General features: G+C 70.3%; 24 protein-coding genes. 14 read left to right on the top strand and 10 right to left on the bottom strand.

The features are described 5' to 3' along the window. Nucleotides 1-139: 139 nt before the first annotated feature. Nucleotides 140-3,019: a LuxR family transcriptional regulator gene (locus tag ADL03_RS10975; protein WP_063798532.1), complete on the top strand. Its 2,880-nt coding sequence runs from the start codon at nucleotides 140-142 to the stop codon at nucleotides 3,017-3,019. On the opposite strand, the gene ADL03_RS10970 is transcribed toward ADL03_RS10975, so the two are convergent. After that, complete coding sequence (locus tag ADL03_RS10970; protein WP_053733275.1) at nucleotides 2,968-3,366, bottom strand: hypothetical protein; 399 nt, start codon at nucleotides 3,364-3,366, stop codon at nucleotides 2,968-2,970. The genes ADL03_RS10975 and ADL03_RS10970 overlap by 52 nt on opposite strands. 88 nt (nucleotides 3,367-3,454) lie before the next feature. Between ADL03_RS10970 and ADL03_RS10965 the strand changes: the two genes are divergently transcribed. From ADL03_RS10965 to ADL03_RS10955, 3 genes are read left to right on the top strand one after another with little or no spacing between them, the layout of a single operon-like run. Beyond that, a complete protein-coding gene (locus ADL03_RS10965; RefSeq protein ID WP_053733274.1) occupies nucleotides 3,455-3,886 on the top strand; it encodes a DUF4383 domain-containing protein in 432 nt (143 codons plus the stop codon). After that, nucleotides 3,870-4,841, top strand: coding sequence for a YbdK family carboxylate-amine ligase (locus ADL03_RS10960; protein WP_231641848.1), 972 nt, complete (start codon nucleotides 3,870-3,872; stop codon nucleotides 4,839-4,841). Before ADL03_RS10965 ends, ADL03_RS10960 begins: the two co-directional genes overlap by 17 nt. 4 nt (nucleotides 4,842-4,845) lie before the next feature. Next, nucleotides 4,846-5,835: an iron-containing redox enzyme family protein gene (locus ADL03_RS10955; protein ID WP_053733272.1), complete on the top strand. Its 990-nt coding sequence runs from the start codon at nucleotides 4,846-4,848 to the stop codon at nucleotides 5,833-5,835. On the opposite strand, the gene ADL03_RS10950 is transcribed toward ADL03_RS10955, so the two are convergent. After that, nucleotides 5,757-5,948: a CDGSH iron-sulfur domain-containing protein gene (locus ADL03_RS10950; protein ID WP_369808966.1), complete on the bottom strand. Its 192-nt coding sequence runs from the start codon at nucleotides 5,946-5,948 to the stop codon at nucleotides 5,757-5,759. The two genes, ADL03_RS10955 and ADL03_RS10950, sit on opposite strands and share 79 nt — an antisense overlap. Beyond that, on the bottom strand, nucleotides 5,923-6,618 hold the full coding sequence (locus ADL03_RS10945; RefSeq protein ID WP_053733270.1) for a HemK2/MTQ2 family protein methyltransferase: 696 nt from the start codon (nucleotides 6,616-6,618) through the stop codon (nucleotides 5,923-5,925). Before ADL03_RS10945 ends, ADL03_RS10950 begins: the two co-directional genes overlap by 26 nt. A 143-nt stretch (nucleotides 6,619-6,761) precedes the next feature. Between ADL03_RS10945 and ADL03_RS10940 the strand changes: the two genes are divergently transcribed. Further along, nucleotides 6,762-7,274: a hypothetical protein gene (locus ADL03_RS10940; RefSeq protein WP_053733269.1), complete on the top strand. Its 513-nt coding sequence runs from the start codon at nucleotides 6,762-6,764 to the stop codon at nucleotides 7,272-7,274. On the opposite strand, the gene ADL03_RS10935 is transcribed toward ADL03_RS10940, so the two are convergent. Continuing rightward, nucleotides 7,269-7,745, bottom strand: a complete 477-nt coding sequence (locus ADL03_RS10935) for a DUF1360 domain-containing protein (RefSeq protein WP_231641751.1) — start codon at nucleotides 7,743-7,745, stop codon at nucleotides 7,269-7,271. The genes ADL03_RS10940 and ADL03_RS10935 overlap by 6 nt on opposite strands. A gap of 67 nt (nucleotides 7,746-7,812) precedes the next feature. Next, nucleotides 7,813-8,607 carry an SDR family oxidoreductase gene (locus ADL03_RS10930; RefSeq protein ID WP_053733267.1) on the bottom strand — a complete coding sequence of 265 codons (795 nt, stop codon included), beginning with the start codon at nucleotides 8,605-8,607 and terminating at the stop codon, nucleotides 7,813-7,815. Nucleotides 8,608-8,758: 151 nt separating this feature from the next. Here ADL03_RS10930 and ADL03_RS10925 point away from each other — a divergent pair, with 151 nt between their 5' ends. From ADL03_RS10925 to ADL03_RS10915, 3 genes are read left to right on the top strand one after another with little or no spacing between them, the layout of a single operon-like run. Further along, nucleotides 8,759-9,742 (top strand): hypothetical protein, encoded by a 984-nt coding sequence (locus ADL03_RS10925; RefSeq protein WP_053733266.1) that lies wholly within the window; start codon nucleotides 8,759-8,761, stop codon nucleotides 9,740-9,742. Nucleotides 9,743-9,762: 20 nt separating this feature from the next. After that, on the top strand, nucleotides 9,763-10,452 hold the full coding sequence (locus ADL03_RS10920; RefSeq protein ID WP_053733929.1) for an ABC transporter ATP-binding protein: 690 nt from the start codon (nucleotides 9,763-9,765) through the stop codon (nucleotides 10,450-10,452). Next, nucleotides 10,452-11,774: an ABC transporter permease gene (locus ADL03_RS10915; RefSeq protein WP_053733265.1), complete on the top strand. Its 1,323-nt coding sequence runs from the start codon at nucleotides 10,452-10,454 to the stop codon at nucleotides 11,772-11,774. The genes ADL03_RS10920 and ADL03_RS10915 overlap by 1 nt, the downstream gene beginning before the upstream one ends. 66 nt (nucleotides 11,775-11,840) lie before the next feature. Here ADL03_RS10915 and ADL03_RS10910 read toward each other — a convergent pair whose 3' ends face one another. From ADL03_RS10910 to ADL03_RS10900, 3 genes are read right to left on the bottom strand one after another with little or no spacing between them, the layout of a single operon-like run. Beyond that, nucleotides 11,841-12,839, bottom strand: coding sequence for a toll/interleukin-1 receptor domain-containing protein (locus ADL03_RS10910; protein WP_082373038.1), 999 nt, complete (start codon nucleotides 12,837-12,839; stop codon nucleotides 11,841-11,843). After that, a complete protein-coding gene (locus tag ADL03_RS10905; RefSeq protein WP_053733928.1) occupies nucleotides 12,836-13,627 on the bottom strand; it encodes an aldo/keto reductase in 792 nt (263 codons plus the stop codon). Before ADL03_RS10905 ends, ADL03_RS10910 begins: the two co-directional genes overlap by 4 nt. Before the next feature lie 58 nt (nucleotides 13,628-13,685). After that, nucleotides 13,686-14,456, bottom strand: a complete 771-nt coding sequence (locus ADL03_RS10900) for an SDR family NAD(P)-dependent oxidoreductase (RefSeq protein WP_053733263.1) — start codon at nucleotides 14,454-14,456, stop codon at nucleotides 13,686-13,688. Between the two features lie 84 nt (nucleotides 14,457-14,540). Here ADL03_RS10900 and ADL03_RS10895 point away from each other — a divergent pair, with 84 nt between their 5' ends. Genes ADL03_RS10895 through ADL03_RS10880 form a run of 4 tightly spaced genes read left to right on the top strand, consistent with a single transcriptional unit; the run spans nucleotide 14,541 to nucleotide 17,412 of the window. Further along, entirely contained in the window at nucleotides 14,541-14,978 is a 438-nt protein-coding gene (locus ADL03_RS10895) for a MarR family winged helix-turn-helix transcriptional regulator (protein WP_053733927.1), read from the top strand. Nucleotides 14,979-14,999: 21 nt separating this feature from the next. Continuing rightward, complete coding sequence (locus ADL03_RS10890) at nucleotides 15,000-16,100, top strand: acyl-CoA dehydrogenase family protein (RefSeq protein WP_053733262.1); 1,101 nt, start codon at nucleotides 15,000-15,002, stop codon at nucleotides 16,098-16,100. Between the two features lie 26 nt (nucleotides 16,101-16,126). Continuing rightward, nucleotides 16,127-16,924: a thymidylate synthase gene (locus tag ADL03_RS10885; protein ID WP_053733261.1), complete on the top strand. Its 798-nt coding sequence runs from the start codon at nucleotides 16,127-16,129 to the stop codon at nucleotides 16,922-16,924. 53 nt (nucleotides 16,925-16,977) lie between these two features. Then, the gene (locus ADL03_RS10880) at nucleotides 16,978-17,412 is read left to right on the top strand and encodes a dihydrofolate reductase (RefSeq protein WP_304438802.1); all 435 of its coding nucleotides are present in this window, start codon (nucleotides 16,978-16,980) and stop codon (nucleotides 17,410-17,412) included. Here the strand turns inward: ADL03_RS10880 and ADL03_RS10875 are convergent. Together ADL03_RS10875 and ADL03_RS10870 are read right to left on the bottom strand one after the other, a co-directional pair. Continuing rightward, complete coding sequence (locus tag ADL03_RS10875) at nucleotides 17,366-17,731, bottom strand: MmcQ/YjbR family DNA-binding protein (protein ID WP_053733259.1); 366 nt, start codon at nucleotides 17,729-17,731, stop codon at nucleotides 17,366-17,368. The two genes, ADL03_RS10880 and ADL03_RS10875, sit on opposite strands and share 47 nt — an antisense overlap. 8 nt (nucleotides 17,732-17,739) lie before the next feature. Further along, the gene (locus ADL03_RS10870) at nucleotides 17,740-18,630 is read right to left on the bottom strand and encodes a proteasome assembly chaperone family protein (protein ID WP_053733258.1); all 891 of its coding nucleotides are present in this window, start codon (nucleotides 18,628-18,630) and stop codon (nucleotides 17,740-17,742) included. Between the two features lie 126 nt (nucleotides 18,631-18,756). Between ADL03_RS10870 and ADL03_RS10865 the strand changes: the two genes are divergently transcribed. Next, nucleotides 18,757-19,380, top strand: a complete 624-nt coding sequence (locus ADL03_RS10865; RefSeq protein ID WP_053733926.1) for a DUF4230 domain-containing protein — start codon at nucleotides 18,757-18,759, stop codon at nucleotides 19,378-19,380. A gap of 99 nt (nucleotides 19,381-19,479) precedes the next feature. Continuing rightward, nucleotides 19,480-20,573: serine/threonine-protein kinase (locus ADL03_RS10860; RefSeq protein WP_157528464.1), on the top strand; the 1,094-nt coding region annotated here is incomplete at its 3' end.

The following is a 20,573-nucleotide window of genomic DNA, read 5'->3' as shown; positions in this document are numbered from 1 at the left end:
CGAAGGGCAAGAAGATGTGCTAGCGCCGGTGATCGCGGAAAGCTCCTTTCCTGATCACGGGGAATTGCGCTGGTCCCCTGCCCTGAATACGCCTGACCAGCCGATACGGACGGCACCACCCGGACGTTAGGGTCCTGCCATGCAGACCCGCGCGCCACAGGTGGTCGGCCGCGACCGGGAGGTCGAGGCCATCGCCAGGGCGCTCGAACGCACCCGGCGGGGGCAGGGTGGCGCTGTGTTCCTCACCGGTGAGGCGGGGATCGGGAAGTCCCGGCTCGCCCGGCTGGCCGCGGGGCAGGCGTTCGACGAGAGCATGCGGGTGCTGAAGGGAAGAGGCACGACGATCGGGCCGATGGTGCCGTTCCGGCCCATTGCCGAGGCGTTGCTGGGGTTGTTCCGCAGTGAGCCGCCGGACGACAGCGCGCTCGGGCCCTACAAGCCGGTGCTGGGGACGTTGATCCCCGAGTGGCACGACCAGCAGTCCACGACGGAGTCCGTGGTGGTGCTGGCGGAGGCGGTGCTGCGGTTGCTCACGTCGGTGGCGCGCAAGACGCCGTGCCTGCTGGTGCTCGAAGACCTGCACGAAGCCGACGCGGAGACGCTGGCGGTCGTCGAGTACCTCGCGGACAACCTGGAGGAGCAGCCGGTTCTGCTGCTCGCCACCATTCGCAACGATCCGGGCAACGCGCTGGAGCTGGTGCACCAGATCGTGCGGCGGGACGCGGCGACGCAGCTGGAGCTCAAGCGGCTCACCAGGGAGCAGGTGCAGCGGATGGCCGCTGACTGCCTGGAGAGCGAGCAGGTCCCGGACGAGCTCAGCGATCGCTTGTGGACGGACAGCGCCGGGAACCCGTTCGTGGTCGAGGAGCTGTTGCACGGCATGGTGAGCGGCGGGTTGCTGGTCGCCGGGGCGCGGGGGTGGCAGGTGCTCGGCGAGCTCAGGCTGCCGGTGCCCGCGGCGTTCGTCCGCAGTGTCGCGCACCGCACGGACCGGCTGGGGCCGCAGGGGCGGGAGGTGCTGTCGGTGGCGGCGGTGCTGGGGCACCGGTTCCCGCTCTCCGTGGTGCAGAAGGTGACCGGGCACGACGACCGGGCGTTGCTGAGCCACCTGCACGCCGGGGTCGCGGCGCAGCTGGTCACGCCGGACGAGCCCGCGCCGGACTGGTACGCGTTCCGGCACCCGCTGACGGCGGACGCGTTGCTGGCGCAGCTCACTCCGGTCGAGCGCGGGGCGTTGTCGGAGCGGACCGCGGACGCCATCGAGGAGCTGCACCCCGGGCTGCCCGGTGACTGGTGCCCGCTGGTGGCGAAGCTGCGGTTCGACGCCGGAGAACGCGGTGACGCGGGGCTGTTGTTCGCCGAGGCGGGACGGCGGGCGCTGGGCAACGGGGCCACCAGCTCCGCGGTCAAGCTGCTGGACCGGGGATACCGGCTGCTGACGGACTCGGCGGCGCGGGCGGACGTGCTGGACGTGCTGCTGCCCGCGCTGGCGGAGGCCGGGGAGTTCGAGAAGGCGTTCCAGCTCGGTGCGGCGCTCAGCGAGCTGCGCGGGCTCGACGGGCCGCGGCGGGCCAAGCTGCACACCAGGCTCGCGCGCGTCGCGTACCTGGCGGGGCGGTTCGGCGACGGGGCGGAGCAGGTGCGGGCGGCGCGCACGCTGCTGGGGCCGGACGCGCCGGACGAGCTGACGGCGCCGCTCGACGTGAACTCGGCGTTCCTGACGCTGAACATCCCCAGTGCCGACCGGATCTCCTCGGCGGCGCGGCTCGCGCACCGGGCGGCGGACGCGGCGGCACGGGCGCGGCTGCCGATGGTCGGGTGCGAGGCGTGGCAGCTGCTCGGGATCATCGCGCGGGAGCAGGACCTCGACGAGGCCAACGCGTGCTTCGACCGGGCGCGAGCGCTTGCGGACACCCACCAGCTGCCGATCCAGCACATCTACGCGCTGGTGCGCATGGCGGGCAACGACTGGCTCGCCTCGGGCAGCACGGCCTCGCTGGACAGCGCGCACGACCAGGCGTGCCGGGCGGGCGCGATCACGGTGGCGTACAACGTCGACGCTATCATGGCGTTGCAGTCGGTGCTCACCGGCCGCTACACCGAGGCCAGCGAGCAGGTCGACCGCTGCCTGCAGGCCACGACCCGGTTGCAGCTCAGCGCGCTCACCCGCTACCTGCTGATGGTGAAGGCGACGCTGCACGCGCACCAGGGCGACCGGCAGGCGACGGACCTCGCGGTGCAGGCGTTCGAGCAGAGCGCCAGGGGCGGCGCGCAGGAGGTGCCGCTCTGCTCGGGGCTCGCGAAGGCGTTCTGCGCGCTGCTGGAGGAGAACCACGCGCTGGCGGTGCGGGAGTTCGACCGGGCCGCCGCGCAGGAGTCGCAGAACCCCACCACGTTCCACCTGTCCGGCACGCACGGCATGCGCGTGCTGCTCGGCGTGCTCGACGGCCGGTTCGGCTGGCCCGACTACCACGCGCTGGCCGCCGCCTCGCCCGCGCGGATGCGGTGGAACCGGCAGTTCGCCGACCTCGCGCACGCCGTGCTGCTGGGCCGCGACGGCAGGACCGCCGAAGCGGCGCAGGCGTTCCACGCGGCGCAGGAGGCCGCGGCGCCGTACCCGATGGCACGGCACCTGGGGCTGCGGCTGGTCGCGGCGGAGGCGCAGCGGTGGGGTGACCCGGTCAGCTGGCTGCGCGCCGCCGAGGAGCACTTCCACCAGGCCGGCATCCCCGCGGTCGCGTCGGCGTGCCGCGGGCTGCTGCGCCAGGCCGGTGCGCCCGTGCAGCAACGCCGCAGCGGTACCGACCAGGTGCCCAAGCAGCTGCGCGGCCACGGGGTGACGGTGCGGGAGTTCGAGGTGTTCGTGCTGCTGGCCGACCGGATGGGCAACAAGGCCATCGCGACGCGGCTGCACATCTCACCGCGCACGGTCGAGAAGCACGTGGCGTCGCTGATCTCGAAGACCGGTCAGCCCGACCGGGAGTCCCTGTCGGCGTACGCGGCGGCGCTGAACCGCTGACGGTCGCGCTTGAGCCGCGCCTCCAGCTCGTGCCGCTTGCCGCCGGCCAGGTCGGTGCGCGCGGCCTGTTCGACGTCGCGGAACACGTCGTAGTACATGTCGTCGTACTCCTCGACGATCTGGAACGTCCACCGGCCAGGCAGGACGTTGCGGCCCACGAGGTCCCGTTGCACCCGGTCGGCGTGCTCGTGGTGGCCGGCCTTGCGCAGCAGCTCGATGGCCTCGTCGAGCATGAAGTCGGCGGTGCCGGTGAGCTGGTGGAAGGAGTAGAGGTGGCCGCGGGCGCGTTCGGTGGTTTCCAGCGCCGCGCTGAGCTTGCCGAGTGCCTCGATCGTCTGGTCGTCCATGTCAGACCGAATACCCCGCCCGCGTTTGCCTCTACCGCCGCCGGGTAGTCGGTCACTGATTGTGTCCACTCAGAGTGAGGTGACCCCCATGGTCGACGTACGGACACGAACCACCGTCCAGCAGGCGGCCTTAGCCGTCGCGGCGGTGTTCGGACTGGTCGGAGTGCTCGGGTTCATCCCGGGCATCACCACGAACTACGACACGATGACGTTCGCCGGGCACCACTCCGAAGCGATGCTGCTCGGCATCTTCGCCGTCTCCGTGCTGCACAACATCGTGCACCTGCTGTTCGCCGTGGCGGGCTTCCTGGCCGCGCGGACGGCGAGCGGCGCGAAGGCGTACCTGATCGGCGGCGGTGCCGTCTACCTGGTGCTGTGGCTGTACGGACTCGTCATCGACAAGGCGAGCCAGGCGAACTTCGTGCCGCTCAACACCGCGGACGACTGGCTGCACTTCGTCCTCGGCATCGGCATGATCGGACTGGGAGTGGCGCTTGGCCGGCGTGCCGCAGTGCGCTGACACCGTTGGCGTAGAAGAAGAGTTCCTGCTCGTCGACCCGGCGTCCGGACGTACCTCGGTACGGGCGGACGCCGTGTTGGCGCGCCTGCCGGACACGGAGCTGACGAAGTTCCACGCCGAGCTCGCCGGCACGCAGGTCGAGGCGGCGAGCGGGCCGTGCACCGACATGGCCGCGCTGGGTGCGGTCTTGCAGCAGGCCCGTGACGCCATCACCGCGGCCGCCGACGAGGTCGGCGTGCGGGTGGTCTCCCGCGGCACCCCGGTCAAGGCCTCTTTTCACCCGGTCGTGGCGGATGGGCAGCGGTTCCGGCGCGTTCTCGACACCTATGCGGGTGTTGTGGACACCTACGAGGCGAGTGGTTGTCACGTCCACGTGGGTGTGCCGGACCGGGAGACCGCGGTCGTGGTCCTGAACCGGCTGCGGCCCTGGCTGCCGACGTTGCTCGCGCTGTCGGCGAACTCGCCGGACCACGGCTACGCGAGCTGGCGGATGGTGCTGCAGTCGCGGTTCCCCGGCTCCGGTGTACCGCCCGTGTTCACCGACGCCGCCGACTACGACGCGCAGGTGGCCAGGATGGTCGCGTGCGGCACGCTCGTCGACCGGGCGCAGACGTTCTGGCTCGCGCGCCTGTCACCGAAGCTGCCGACCATCGAGTTCCGGGCGGCCGACGCGGCGGCGACCGTGCAGGACGCGGTGCTGCAGGCCGCGCTGTCGCGGGCGCTCGTGCAGACGGCCGTCACCGAGGAGACTCCGCCGGTACGCGACGACGTGTGCGCGGCGGCGGTCTGGACGGCCTCCCGGTACGGCCTGGACGGTGCCGCGGTCGACCCGTGGCGCGAGTGCCGGGTACCGGCGACGGCGTTGCTCGAAGACCTCGTCAAGCACGTGACACCGGCGTTGGAAGACCGCGGCGAGCTCGCGCTCGTGCACGACCTGATCGCTCTACGGGAATGAGGCCATGATGCTGCTCCCCGCACCACGCGGGCCGCTGTCCGAGACCGTCGTCACCGCGCTGCGCGGGATGCCGGGCGGCGGCGCGCTCCCGTTCGTCGAGGCCGATCCGTACGGCGAGGACCTGGCAATCGCGCTGTACACGTTGTACGAGCTGCATTACGGCGGCTTCGAGGGCGTTGACCCCGGCTGGGAGTGGGACCCCGAGCTGCTGAGGCTGCGCGCCCAGGCGGAACGTGTCTTCCTGGCGGCGTTGCGGTCCGATGTGGACATGACCGATCTGGACAGTGCGCTGGAGGCGTTGCTGGTCGAGCAGGTTCCCGGCAACGGCGTGTCGCACCACCTGCGGGACGACGGGACCTGGGAGCAGATGTGCGAGTACTTCGCCCACCGCTCGGTGTACCACCACAAGGAGGCGGACCCGCACGCGTGGGTGATCCCGCGGCTGCGCGGCCGGGCGAAGGCGGCGCTGGTGGCCGTGGAGTTCGACGAGTTCGGCGGCGGACGGGCCGACCGGATGCACTCGCGGCTCTACGCGGACCTGCTCGACGGTGCCGGGATGTCCTCGGAGTACCTGCACTACCTCGACGACGTGCCGGCGCCGGCCATCGCGATCGTGAACATGATGTCGCTGTTCGGGTTGCACCGGTCGTTGCGCGGTGCCCTGGTCGGGCACTTCGCCGCCGCCGAGATCACGACGGCGCCGAGTGCCCACCGCATGGCGCAGGCGTTGCAACGGCTCGGCGCCGACCCCAGGTGCGTCGAGTTCTTCACCGAGCACATCGAGGCCGACGCCGTGCACGAGCAGATCATGCGCCGTGATGTGATCGGCTCACTGGTGCAGGAGGAACCGGAGCTGACCGCCGACGTGGTGTTCGGCATCCAGGCCACCGAACTGCTGGAGGGCCGTCTGGCCGCTCACCTGCTGTCGGCCTGGGCGGCGGGCGAGTCGTCGCTGCGCACGCGCTTGCGGTGGCTGGTGTCGCAGAACGGGTAGCGCTTGCTGCGGCGGCAGGCGCACACCGCGACCACGAACCGGTCGCTGGTGTGCGTCACGCCGTCGACCTCGAGCTCGACCGGTCCCTCAACGAGAACCGGGCCGTTCGGCACCACCGTCACCCTGCGCGCGCTCGGGTCGGTCACCGCGGATCACCACCAGTTCCTCGTGTCGCTGACCGGGTTCGATCAGGCCGTGCCGTTCCAGGAAGTCGATGCGGCCGCGCATGACCGGTCCGAACGGGATCGAGCGCCGCTGCACGACCGCCGCCTTCATCCCGTTGTCGCGCAGCTGCCGCAACGTCGTGTCCACTCCGCACAGTGCAGAGTGGACCATCAGCAGCACACCGCCCGGGGTCAGCAGGTCGAACATGCGCGCGCACAACGGGTTCAGCAGCTGCCGGCCGTCCAGTCCCGCGTCCCACGCCCGAGCCGGTCCGCTCGCGACACACGGGTTCGCGGCGGGCACGTACGGCGGGTTGGCCAGCACGAGGTCGAACCGCTCGTCCGCGACGACCTCCAGCGCGTTGCCGAGCCGTACCCGCAACGGAAGCCGGTGCAGGGCCGCGTTCAGCCGCGCGGTCCACACGGCACGGCGCGACACGTCCACACCGGTCACCTCGGCCGCACCGGCGCGCAATGCCGCCAGCGCCAGCGCACCGGTGCCGGTACCGATGTCCAGGACGCGTGCGCCCGTGGGTATCGCCGCCGCGGTCATCGCGGCGACCAGCAGTTCGGTGTCGTCCTGTGGCGCGTAGACGCCGGGTGCTCTGAGCAGCCTCACGCCAGGGGAATTGCCCCGGAAAACACCTTGAAACCCGTGTTTTTCCGGCGCATTCGCGGGTAGACCATGGTGTGCTGACGACTGTCTTCCGCCTGCTCGCCTCAGCCAGGCGAGCTCGTGCCTTCCACCCCAGGGGTGTGCGGATGACCGGTGAGCTCACCGGCAGCGCGCCGTTCCCCTCCTCCGCCACCGTGACCGCACGGCTGTCCAAAGGCGCCGGTACCGGTCGTGGCCTGCCGGACGTGCTCGGGCTCGCGCTGCGGATCCCCACCGGATCGGGTGACTGGGACGTGCTGCTGTCCACAAGCGGCTCCGGCCGGTTCTCCCGGCTGCTGCCCAGGTTCGCCGGCCGCTGGCGGGGTGCGACGCTCGGGTCGATCCTGCCCTACCGCCACCGCGGCGAGCTGTGGTGGCTGATGGCCGTTCCCGCGGACGCCGGTGAACCGCCGAGCCGGTTCACCGTCCACGCGTCCGGCCGGGACGCCGTGTGGCGCCAGGTGGCCGAGGTGCGGTTGCACGACCTGAGCGACGACACCCCGATCGCGTTCGACCCGGTGCTCAACCGGCCCGCGGAGGTGGAACTGGCGCCGCGCTGGCTGGCCGCGCTGCGCGAGCAGGCGTACGCGGGCAGCCGGCGCGGCCGCCGGGTGTCATGACTTCAGCTTGTCGTACACGAGGTTCAGCACGTCGGACGCCGCGACCGCGGTGAAGGCGGTCGACACGAGCCGGGTGACCCGCGGTGCCAGCACCATCCCGGCGGTCAGCCCGCTGGCCACCCACACCGCGATGCAGAACGGGCACGTGAGCAGCTCGCCGATCGCGTGCTGCGCGGGGTTGTGCGACCGCACGGACTCCTTGAGCTCGGCGTGGCCGGCCGGTTCCTCGTAGCGGGTGAACGGCGCCCGCAGCGGGCTCGTCACGGCCTCCTTGGTGATCAGCCTGCTCAGCTTGTGCGTCGCCACCGACACCAGCGCGGTGTCGGCGAACGAGAACCGCTCCGGCAGCCGGGCACCGCTGCGGCGCCCGGCCACCGAGACGGCACCGATGATGGCGGCATAGGTGCCCATGGCGAGGAGGTAGCCGGGCAGCGGCCTGCTCTCGCCGTACGCCTGCCTGATTTCACTCACGCGCGGAGAACCTTCGTTCTGATGCCGTTCGGATGGTGCGGATTGCCTCATGAGGCGCGTATACCCGTCAGGACTCGGCCGAACCCGGCTCGGTCATCGATCGCATCATCTTCGCCTTGACGGGGTCCGGCGTGACCCGTCCGGCGACCGCCTGCACCTTGTTCTTCAGCGATCCCGCGACCACGTGGTCGTCGCCCTTCATCAACGCCTCGAAGCCCTGCTGCGCCACCTGCGCCGGGTCGTCCTTGTCCCCCGTGGCGACCTTCGTGTCCTGCATGCCCGCGCGCTCGAAGAACTCGGTGTCGGTCGGTCCGGGCATCAGCGTCGTGACGGTGACACCGGTGTCCCGCAGCTCCTCCCGCAGCCCCTGCGCGAACGAGGCCAGGAACGCCTTCGAGGCCGCGTAGACGGAGTGGAACGGGCCCGGCGCCGTGGCCGCGATCGAGGACGTGTACAGGATCCGGCCCTGCTTGCGGTCCACCATGTCGCCGACCAGCCGGTGCGAGAGGTGCACCGCCGAGCGCACGTTCAGGTCCACGATCTCCAGGTTGTCGCTGAGCGAGGTGTCGCGCACGAAGTCGCCGCCGACGCCCACACCCGCGTTCACCGCGAGCACCTCGACGGGACGGCCCAACGCGCGCACGCGGGACACGAGCGACTCCACGCCCTCGTAGGTCGTGAGGTCCGCGCGCACCGGCTCCACGTGCACGCCGCCGCTGCGCAGGCCGAGCTGAGCAGCGGTGTCGGCGATCCGCTCGTCCTCCGCCGCGACGACGACGTCGAAGCCGTTGTCCGCGAGCACCTTCGCGAGCTCGTAGCCGATTCCACTCGACGCACCGGTCACCACGGCAAGCGCATTCACAGTTCCTCCAGGTCGTCGAAAGGGGTCGTCACCTCCCCGTGTACCCGTGACCGCGCGGTCGATGCGACATCGGCCGAAAGTCCGATGCAACCTCCGGGACCCATGCGGTGTCCTTATCGGTAGGTTGGTCGAAACGACATGGGGGACATTCGTGCGCAAATTCGTTCTCGCGCCGCTGTGCGCGCTGGTCACGGTGACCGTGGCGGCGTGCAGTCCGTCGGGTCCAGAGCAGACCAACCCGGAGCTGGCCCCGCGCGGCACGACGATGACCAAGGTCAAGCCCACCAAGCAACCCCTGACCACGCAGATCAGCATCACCGGCAAGGTCGAGATGAACCCGACCTTCGGGCTGGTCGCACCGGTGGCGGGCCAGGTGCGGTTCTTCGACCTGCCGGCGCCCAACGGCACGCCGACGAAGGCCATCAGGGTCGCCACGGTGTGGAAGGACGGGGCGCCGAACTACGTCGAGATCCCAGCCGGCGCGGTGTTCGCGGGCCGGCTGGTCGACGACAAGTCGACGGTGACAGCGGGCATGCCGCTCGCCTCGGCCAAGCACGTGGGGTACGCGCTGGTCGGCGACGTCGACGGGCAGCAGGCCTACAAGATCAGCGGTGCGCTCGGCGAGGTCAAGGCGCAGATCAAGAACGGGCCCGGCCCGTTCCCGTGCGCGGTCCTCGGCACGATCGCCGCGTTACCGCAGGGCACGATCCCGGAGAAGCCCGAGCAGACGCCGGACCAGAAGACGACGCCGGACGCCAAGACGCCCAAAACCCCTGACCAGCAGCAACCGCCGCAGCAGCCGAGCTCGTCCACCGGTCTGCGGATCGTCTGCACCGCACCGGCCGACATCAAGATGATCAACGGCGCCAGCGCGTCGATCGAGGTCATCACCGGCAAGTCGCCGGAGGCCATGGTCGTCCCGGTCGAGGCGGTCGCCGGTCAGCAGGGCAAGGGCAAGGTCGACGTGCTGCAGCCCGACGGCTCGCGCAAGACCGTCGAGGTGGAGCTCGGTCTCACCGACGGCAAGGTCATCGAGGTCAAGTCCGGTCTCACCGGCACGGAGGAGCTCGCGGTGCCCGGCCCGAACCTGCCGGAACCGCAGGGCGGCGACCAGAACAAGCCGACGGGTCCGTGATGACCGCGCCGGAGACGACCATGACGATAGCGGCCGTTCCGCCGCTGCTGCAGCTGAACGGCATCACGAAAGTCCTGAAGGGCCAGGAGGAACCGCGCACGATCCTCTCCGGCGTGGACCTGACCGTCCACCCCGGACAGAGCGTGGCGATCCTCGGCCGGTCCGGTTCGGGCAAGTCGACGCTGCTGAGCCTGATCGGGCTCTTCGACCGCGCGGACGAGGGCCGGTACCTGCTCAACGGCACGGACATCACGAAGGTGCCCGAGCGCAAGGCCGCCGCGTTGCGCAGCGCGGAGTTCGGCTTCGTGTTCCAGCGCTTCTTCCTGCTCAAGCACCTCACCGCGGCGCAGAACGTGGCGATGGCGCTGGTGAACGGCCAGGGCTGGTCCGCGCGCCGCAAGCGCAGGCAGCAGGTGATGGACGCGTTGGAGCAGGTCGGCATCGCGCACCTGGCCAAGAGCAAGCCCACCCGCCTGTCCGGCGGTGAGCAGCAGCGCGTCGCGATCGCACGGGCACTGGTCCGCCAGCCGCGCGTGATCCTCGCCGACGAACCGACGGGCGCGCTCGACACCGAGACCGGCAACCTCGTCGTCGAGGTGCTGCTCAACACGACCAGGCAGGGCTGCGGCCTCGTGCTGGTCACGCACGACCACGACCACGCGCGCAAGATGGGCCGCGTGCTGGAGCTGCGCGACGGGCGGTTCAACTGATGTTCTCCGGCAAGCTGCGGTCCGCCCTGATCATCGGTGGGCAGGGCATCCGCGCCCGCAAGCTGCGCACGTTCCTGTCGATGGTCTCGCTGTTCCTCGGCGTCCTCGCGGTCGTGACCGTGCAGGCGGGCGCCGCGATCGCCGAACGCGCCATGCTCACCGACGTCGAGCTGCAGCAGGGCAAGGACGGCACGTTCCAGCTCTACGTCAGCAGCGGGGGCAAAGCCACCTCGGTCGTCGAGAGCACGTTGAAGGGCAACACCGAGGCCGTCGGCGTCATCGGCTTGAACGCCATCATCGGCGAGCCCGGCGTCCGCCCGGTCAACGAGGGCGCGTCGCCGTTCGAGTACGCGGGCCGCGGCGACTACTACGGCGGCCCGTCGATGTACTGCGACCAGAACGGCATCTGCACCGAGCAGAAGAAGCCGGAGAAGAAGCCCGACGGCCAGGCCATCGAGGTCGTGGTGAACGCGCTGACCGGTGACATCCGCCAGTTCAAGCCGTTCCGCCCGATCTCCGGCTCGTGGCTCGACTTCGGCTCGACGCCCGCGCTCGCCCCGAAGATCGTGCTGAACGAGGAAGCCGCCAAGGGCCTCAACCGGTACAGGGTCCCCGGCGAGATGATGATCACCGGCGCCACCCACCACGTGTCACCGCAGATCATCGGCGTGATCTCCGACGGCAGCTCGCAACCGTCCGTCTACATGCGACTCGACGAGCTGCGCAACTGGCTGCCCTCCTCGGAGAACGTCCAGGTCGACCGGTTCCGCGGCGGTCCCGGCCTGCAGGTCATGCTGGCACCGGGCACCAACGACCTGCAGCAGCTGCTCAAGGCACGCCTCATCGGCGCAGGCACGCAGCCGGACCAGATCCACTTCAACGAGATCCAGTCGAAGAAGCGCATGCAGAAGGAACTCATGATCATGCGCCTGATCTTCCTGGGCCTGGCCGGCCTGGTGCTGCTCATCGGCGTCGCCGGCATCCTCAACGTCGGCCTCGCCACCGTCGGCGAACGCGTCGAGGAGTTCGCCCTGCGCCGCGCGGTCGGCATGTCCCGGATGCTGCTGGCCGGCATCGTGCTCGCCGAGACCCTGCTGACCGGCCTGCTGACCGCGGCACTGGCCATCGGCACCGGCGCGGCGGGCCTGAAGGTGGGGCTGATGCTGTTCGGCTCGAAGTTCCCGTCGCTCGCGGACGTCGCGTTCCCGTGGGAGGCGGGCGTCGCGGGCGTGATCGCCGGCCTGGTCGCGGGCGTGCTGGGCGGGCTGATCCCGGCGATCCGCGCGGCACGGATCCCGATCGCCACAGTCATGCGGGCCTGATAGAGGCAGGGCCCGTTGCCGACGAAGCCCCGGACCGCGATCGAGCGGACCGGGGCTTCGTACTTCTCAGGCTCGTTCCAGCTGCTCGACGATCCGTGCCCACAGCCGGTGGAAGAACTCCTCCTTGGTGAAGACCTCCTGACCCGCGCCGAACGTGCTGAGCAGGGAAAGATCCATGAGCTTGAGCTTCGGTACTCCGGCTCGCGCGTCGAAGAACGGCTCCGCGGTGGCGATCATGCTTCCGGAGGACCCGCTCCACGTGCCCGCCGGGCTGAACACCAGCCGGCCGTCATAGCTACCGGTGCCTCTCACGATGTCGAGCGAGTACGCGATCCGTTCCTCACGTTCAATCCTGATCGTTACGCGGTCTGCGGTGGTCCGCACCAGGCAGGGGAAGCCGATCGCGTCGAGTTGAGGCGCCGCATCCGCGAACCTCTCCGCCAGATGCGCGCAGATCGCGTCCAGCTCGGCGAACTTGCTGAAGCCGCGCGGTACCACCTTCGGCATCGGCAGTTCCAGCGCCGCCTGCACCACGCTGGTGACCTCACGCGGTTCCTGACCGGCACCCACAGCACCTTCGACCTTCGCCTTCAACAATCCGGCGAGCTGCTCGGGTGTGTAGTCATCGGACCTCAGGTACGCCACGTGCGGATGAAGCAGCTCCGGCGCCACCGCGACGTCGCCCACGAGGACCGGCAGGATGTAGCCGTCTCCCCGTTTCACCGCCGTCAGCATCGCGGCATCGAACTCGTCACGCGGATACGGTTTGACTACGTACTCGGTCGAGATGAACGGTACGAAGTAGCGGGTGAGCGACCCGTAAACCCTCCGCTGTTCGACCAGGATGTTCTTGCCCCACCACTCGACGGTCATGTCGCGGTCGTAGAAGACTTTCAAGCCGAGCGCCTTCGCGGCCTCGACCGTCCGCTCGACGTAGTCACGCTGCTCACCGGCGAAGGACACCGCGATGTCGTAAATCGGCTGATCGTCGGACATCACCACATGGTACGAGCGTGCTGGTCCGTGCCACATCCGCGACACGGACCAGCAGCGCGTCAGGCTCACGCCTGGTTGAACTCGTCCGGGTTCGGCCCGATGCGGCCACCGCGGTCCAGCGTGGAGAGCGCGGCCATCTCCTCGTCGGCCAGCCGGAAGCCGAACACGTCGATGTTCTCGCGGATCCGCGACGGCGTCACGGACTTCGGGATCACGACGTTGCCGAGCTGCAGGTGCCAGCGCAGCACGATCTGCGCCGCGGACCTGCCGTGGCGTTCGGCGAGCTCGGTGACGACGGGGTCGCCCAGCAGCTCGCCGCCCTGGCCGAGCGGTGACCAGGCCTCGGTGACGACGCCGTGCTTCGAGTGGAACTCGCGCACCTCGGCCTGCTGCAGGTACGGGTGCAGCTCGATCTGGTTGACCGCGGGCACGACGCCGGTCTCGTCGATGAGGCGCTGCAGGTGCGCGGGCTGGAAGTTGGAGACACCGATCGCGCGGACGCGGCCCTCCTTCTGCAGCTCCACGAACGCCTTCCAGGTGTCCACGTACAGCTCGCGGGCCGGCGTCGGCCAGTGGATCAGGTACAGGTCGACGACGTCGAGGCCGAGCTTCGACTGCGAGGCGTCGAACGCGCGCAGTGCGTTGTCGTAGCCGTGGTCGGCGTTCCAGAGCTTGGTGGTGACGAACACCTCGGAACGGTCCACATCGGACTGTGCGATGGCCGCGCCGACGCCGCCCTCGTTGCCGTAGGCGGCCGCGGTGTCGATGCTGCGGTAGCCGGCGTTCAGCGCCTCGGCGACGGTGGACGTGGCCTCCTCGTCGGGCACCTGCCAGACGCCGAAGCCGAGCTGGGGCATGGTCACGCCGTTGTTGAGCTTCACGGTGTCCAAAAGAGTTCCTTACAACGGTTTGTGCTTACGGGATGAGCGTCGGAGCGGTGCCGCCGTCGACGCGCAGCGCGGCGCCGGTCGTGGCGGAGGACAGGTCCGACGCGACGTACGTGATGAGGTTCGCGACCTCGTGGGGGCGGATCAGGCGGCCCAGCAGCAGGGTGGGGCGTTCGGTGCGGACGAACTCGGCCTCGCCGCCGTCGCCGACGCGGTCGCGGATGAACTCCTCGACGCCGGGCGTGAGCGTGGGGCCGGGCAGCACCGAGTTCACGGTGACGCCGGTGCCCTTCACCGACTGGGCCATGCCGCGCGCGATGGCGAGCTGCGCGGTCTTCGTCATGCCGTAGTGCACCATCTCGGTCGGGGTGAACACGGAGGACTCGCTGCTCACGAAGATCACCCGGCCCCAGCCGCGCTCGACCATGCGCGGCGTGTAGTGCCGCGAGAGCCGGACGCCGGACATGACGTTGGTGTCGAAGAAGCGCTGCCACTCGGCGTCGTCGATCTCGAACACCGGCTGGGCGCCGTAGATGCCCAGGTTGTTGACGAGCACGTCCACGTCGGGCACCTGAGCGATGAGCTCGTCGGCGCCCCGCGCGGTCGAGATGTCCGCCGCGACACCGCGCACGTCACCGGAGCCGTTGCCGCTGAGCTTGCCGACCGCCTCGGCGACCCGGTCCTCGCTGCGGCCGCTGACGACGACGGACGCACCCGCCTTGAGCAGCGCCTCCGCCGTGGCGTAGCCGATGCCCGCGGTGGAGCCCGTCACAAGTGCCGTGCGTCCCGACAGATCCATGTCTCTCCCCGGTAGACTTGTTGATGACGACTACAAGCGTACGCAATAGTTGCAGACGCTGTCTATTCGAAGGGGATGTTCTTCATGTCACTGGACGACGACGCCGTCCAGGCGCGCGCACAGGGCTGGCGCACGCTTGCGGCGTTGCACGCGCGCATTGAAGACCGCCTCGAGAGAGCGCTGCAGAAGGCACACGAACTCTCCGTGAGCGAGTACACCGTTCTGGACGTCCTCAACCGCCAGGACGGCTTCCACCTTCGGATGAACCAGCTCTCCAACGCCGTCGTGCTGAGCCAGTCCGCCACAACGCGCCTGGTCACGCGCCTGGAGGACCGCGGGCTGCTGCAGCGCTACCTGTGCCCCACCGACCGGCGCGGCATCTACACCGAGGTCACCGAGAAGGGCCACGAGCTGCTCGCGCTCGCCCGCCCCACCCACGACCAAGCGCTGTCGGAGTCGCTGGACGAGGCCGGGGCCACGCCGGAGCTGAAGCCACTCGTTGAGGCGCTCGCCAAGCTGTAGCCGCTCCAGCAAGATCAGCGCATGCCCGCACCGGACCTGCACGCGTTGATCCGCTCCGAAGCCCACCTGGCCGAGCAGCGGCGCGCGCTCACCGAGCCCGTGCTGACCGCGCTCGTCGACGCGGGCGTGCACCGCATGATCGCTCCCCGGCGCTACGCGGGTGCCGAGCTCGGGCTGCCGGAGTGGAGCCGGGAGATCGGCGAGCTGTCGCGGTCGGACGCCTCCACCGGCTGGACCGCCATGACGACCACCAGCTCGTCATCACTGGCCTGGTACCTCCCGCCCGACGCCGCCGACGAGATCTTCACCGACCCGCGTGCCCTGATCGCGGGCACCGCCGCCCCGCACGGCCGCGCCGAGGCGGTCGGCGGCGGCTACCGCGTCTCGGGCCGCTGGGGCTGGGGCAGCGCTGTGCCGTGGTGCTCGTGGGTCATCGGCGGCACCCTCACTTCCAAGGGCCCCCGTCTGGCCGTGTACCCACGTGCGGACGTGACCGTCCACGACACGTGGCACTCCGCCGGCCTGCGGGCCACCGGCTCGCACGAGTTCTCCCTGCTCAACGCCTTCCTCCCCACCCGCCGCGCCATCTGGCCCGTCGGCACCACCCCCGGCATCGAAGGCCCGGTCACCGCCTTCCCGTTCTTCAGCTTCCTGGCCGTCGGCGTCGCCTCCGTGTGCCTGGGCATCGGCCGCCGCGCGATCGACGAGATCGAGGCGCTGGCCGTCGAGAAGACCCCGCAGCACGCCACCACCCGCCTCGCCGAGCAGACCGGTCTGCAGATCGACCTGGGCCTGATGGAGGCCCGTCTGTCCTCCGCCGCCGCGTTCCTGCACGAGACGTTGAGCGCCGTCTGGGACATGGCCCTGCAACGCGCGTACGTCCCCGACGAGGCCAAGGCGCGCATGCGGCTCGCGTGCACGTTCGCGGCGTCGGAGGCCGCTGAGGTGACGCAGATGGCGTTCGCGGCGGGTGGCGGCAGCTCGGTGTTCGAGTCGTCGGCGCTGCAGCGTTGCTTCCGTGACGCCCACACGGCCGCGCAGCACACCGTGGTGTCGAAACGGCTCCTGGAGACCTACTCGATGCACCGGCTCGGCCTGGAGCCGGACATGGCGCGGTTCTAGGTCCAGGGCTGGGTAGGCTCACCCGTATGGCCGACACGCAGTACGAAGACCTGCTCCGCCACGTCCTGAAGGAGGGCGTGCGCAAGGAGGACCGCACCGGCACCGGCACGCGGTCGATCTTCGGTCATCAGCTGCGCTACCCGCTGGCCGCCGGTTTTCCGCTGGTCACGACCAAGAAGGTCCATTTCAAGTCGATCGCGTACGAGCTGCTGTGGTTCTTGCGCGGCGACAGCAACGTGAAGTGGCTTCAGGACCACGGCGTGACGATCTGGGACGAGTGGGCCGCTTCCGATGGTGAGCTCGGGCCCGTCTACGGCGTGCAGTGGCGCTCCTGGCCCACGCCCGACGGCGGGCACGTCGACCAGATCGCGGAGGTCCTGAAGACGCTGCGGACCAACCCGGACTCGCGGCGGATCATCGTGTCCGCCTGGAACGTCGGGGAGATCGCGCAGATGGCCCTGCCGCCGTGCCACGCGTTCTTCCAGTTCTACGTCGCCGACGGCAAGCTGTCGTGCCAGCTCTACCAGCGCAGCGCCGACCTGTTCCTGGGCGTGCCGTTCAACATCGCCTCCTACGCGCTGCTCACCCACATGATCGCCGCGCAGACCGGCCTCGGCGTCGGCGACTTCATCTGGACCGGCGGCGACTGCCACATCTACGACAACCACGTCGAGCAGGTCGAGCTGCAGCTCAGCCGCGAGGCACGCGAGTTCCCGACACTGCGGCTCGCCCCCGCGGACTCGCTGTTCGACTACCGCTACGAAGACTTCACCATCGAGGGCTACGACCCGCACCCCGGCATCAAGGCGCCGGTGGCGGTGTGATCGGGCTGATCTGGGCGCAGGCGCCCGACGGGGTCATCGGCCGCGACGGCACCATGCCGTGGCACATCCCCGAGGACATGAAGCACTTCCGCGAGGTCACGGCGGGCGCGGCGGTGCTCATGGGCCGCCGCACGTGGGAGTCGCTCCCGGCGCGGTTCCGCCCGCTGCCCGGCCGCCGCAACCTGGTGCTGTCCCGCACGCCGCAGGAGGGCGTGGAGACGTTCGACAGCCTGAAGGAGGCGCTCGCGGCCGTCGACGGCGACCTGTGGGTGATCGGTGGGTCGGCGGTGTACGCGGCGACGCTGCCGTTCGCCGACCGCGTCGAGGTCACCGAGATCCGCGAGGCCTTCGAGGGCGACACCTACGCGCCGGCGGTCGGCCGCGAGCCGGCGAGCGTCGGCGAGTGGCAGGAGTCGAAGTCCGGCCTGCACTACCGGTTCGTCAGCTACTGGCGCGCCGCGCCCGTGCGTGCCACGCCTCCACGATGAGCTCCTCCAGCTCCTCCACCGGGATGTGCTCCAGCCGCACCAGGATCGCCGGATAGCCCTGGAAGTGCGGCGTCGTGAAGTACACCGACTCGTCCGCCGCCAGCAGCGCCTCCTTGGCGCCCAGGTCCGGCACGCGGGCGGCGAGGATGGGCCCGTCGGGTGCCGACGGGCCCAGCGCGGCCAGGTCGGTCTTGCGCAGCGGCCGCTGCCACACGAACAGCTTGTCCCTGACCCTCCAGTCGACGACGCCCTCCCGCACCCGCTCCGTCACATCAGGCATGGAGGTGGCGATCCTGCGCACGTCGTTCCAGGTGGCCATCACGACTCCTACAGGTGGTCCGGTGGACGCTGCTGCTCGGCCAGGAACCGCTCGAACTCGGCGCCCAGTTCGTCCGCGGAGGGCAGATCGGTGTTGCCCACAGTCTGGATGAAGGCGTCGTACTGCCGCTCGAGCGCTTCCACCACCTGGGCGACCTCCTCGGACTCCGCGACCTGCCGGTGGATCTCGGCGTCGGCGGCCTGGGCGGCGTCCATCAGCCCGCCGATGGGCAACGCCAGCCCGGTCGCCCTGGCGACGGCGTCGAGCAGGGTGACGGCGGCGGTCGGGTACGACGACTGGGCCAGGTAGTGCGGCACCTGGGCGGCGAAGCCCATCGCGTCGTGACCGGCCTGGCCGAGGCGGAACTCCAGCAGGCCGGAGACGTTGCCGGGCACCTGCACGCGGTTGAAGAACGGCTGGTACTCCGAGACCAGCTCGGGGCGGGACGCGTGGCCGATGACGTTCAGCGGGCGGGTGTGCGGCACGCCCATCGGGATGCCGTGGAAGCCCAGCGTCAGGCGCACGCCCCAGCGGTCCACCAGGTCGCGCACGGCCTGCACGAACGCCTCCCAGCTCCGGTCCGGCTCAGGGCCCTTGAGCAGCAGGAACGGGTGCCCGGCGCTGTCGTGCAGCAGGTGCACGACGAGCTCGGGCGTGGCGTAGTCCTCCCAGTGGTCGGTCGCGTAGGTCATCAGCGGCCGCCGGGAGCGGTAGTCGATCAGGCTGTCGACGTCGAAGCGGGCGACGACGCGGCTCTCGAGGGTGTCCAGCAGGTGCTCGGCGAGCAGCCGACCGGCCGCGCCGGCGTCCATGAAGCCCTCGAAGTGGTGCAGCAGCACCGCACCGGTCAGGTCCGGCACCTCCGAGTCCACCTCGTACAGGTTGTCCGGGTCCAGCACCGCACGCCTCCAAACATCGTTCCCGTGTCCTCCAAGCCAACCATGGGGACGCGAGACTGATTCCGCACGGGTCGATTAGCCCATACGGCCCGAGTGAGCGCATCACCCCACGGGTACACCAACGCGGTGGACAGGCGCTGGGTGACGCGTGGGGCACTGGTCGCTGTCATCGTTCTCGCGATCGGCGCGGCAGTACAGCTCTGGGGCCATTTGCGGCCGTTCGGGGACGTGCTCGGCGAGCAGACGGTCGACCGCAGCCAACCGGCGGTGCTCAAGTCCGTCCGCGACCTGAGCCAGTACCACGCGGCGGCGGGCGAGTTCCAGGTGGTGCTCGACATCGAGCACGACGTGAAGTGGGTGCCCGCGGCGCTGGCCGGTGAGCGCACGCTGTTCGTCGCCGCCGGGTCGGTCGACGCCTACGTGGACCTGGGCAAGCTCTCCGACGAGGGCCTGGTCTTATCGCCGGATGGGAAGTCCGTGGAGATCCGGCTGCCGTCACCTCAGCTCGACAGGCCCAACCTGCACCACGACCGGTCGTACGTCTTCAGCCAGCAGCGCGGACTGGTCAACCGGCTCAACGCACTGGTCGAAGTGCCCGACCAGCAACGGTTCTACGTCGCGGCCGAGACCAAGATCGCCGACGCGGCCCGCGAGTCGGAGCTGCTCAAGCGCGCGGAGGACAACACCCGCACGATGCTGACCGGAATGCTGCGGGGGCTCGGCTTCCAGGTGACCGTCGTCCCCGGCTGAGAACGCGCCGCACACCGGATCGAGAGCGTGAGAACGAGCGGGCTCAACGGTCGCGGCAACGCCACCGGTCACCGCGTGGCACCGGGTTAGGATCCGGTGGTGGAAGACGATCTGATGGCCTGGGCACCGGCTGCCGGTGCCGCACAGGCGCCCGGGATCGCGTTACCGGGCTACAGCGGTTTCCGCGTGATCGCCCAGGGCGGCGAGGGCACGATCTACCGTGCCCGCCAGGACGGTCTCGGCCGCGACGTCGCCGTGAAGGTCCTCCAGGTCACCGATCCGGCCACCCTGACCCGCTTCCGCCGCGAGCTCGCCATCACCGTGGAGCTCGGCCGCCAGCACCCGCACATCGTCACCGTCCTCGACACCGGCACGTTGCCCGACGGCCGCCCGTGCATCGTCATGGAGTACTACGAACGCGGCTCGTTGCACGACCGTTTGCGCGCCATGGGCCCGTTGCCCGTGCAGGACGTGGTGGCCGCCGGTGTCGCCGTGGCCGACGCGCTGGCGTTCGCACACGGCCAGGGCATCCTGCACCGCGACGTGAAGCCGCAGAACGTGCTCGTGCTCCCCACGTCGTACGTGCTGGCCGACTTCGGCATCGCCCGCGGCGCCGACGCCGGCCACTCCGCGTCGCTGCAGATGGTCAGCTACCGCCACGCCGCCCCGCAGATGCTGGAGGGCGGCACCCCGTCGTTCGCCGACGACGTCTGGTCCCTCGGCTCCACGCTGTTCACGTTGCTGGAGGGCAAACCCCCGTTCGCCTCCGACAACCCCGACGAGGACACGCTGCTGTCCTACGTCGGCCGCGTGAGCACGGCGGAACCCCGTTCGCTGACCCGTTTCGACGTGCCCGCGGCCCTGAGCGCGGTGATCTCCCGCTGCCTGCGCAAGGACCGCGCCGAACGCTTCTCCTCCGCGCTGGAGCTGCGCGACGCCCTGATGGCCGTGACCTCGGGCGTGGCACTGGCGCCCATGTCCGTTGTGGACCCCGACTCGACGCAGATGCTGGGCGAGCGGCCCGTTTTCTACCCGGAGGGCCCGACCGAGGCGCCCGGTTTCGGCCCGCGCGGCGTCAGGGAGGAGGAGCCGGAACCCGAGGAGCCGCAGGAGGAACCCGACGACTCCTGGCAGGGCCGGCTCGCCGACCTCACCTACCGCCGCACCGACCTCCCGCCACCCCCTCCCCCGGC

Origin of the sequence: Nocardia sp. NRRL S-836 (assembly GCF_001279525.1) — a bacterium.
GTDB lineage: Bacteria > Actinomycetota > Actinomycetes > Mycobacteriales > Pseudonocardiaceae > Lentzea.
This window is presented reverse-complemented; position numbering and strand designations above follow the sequence as displayed.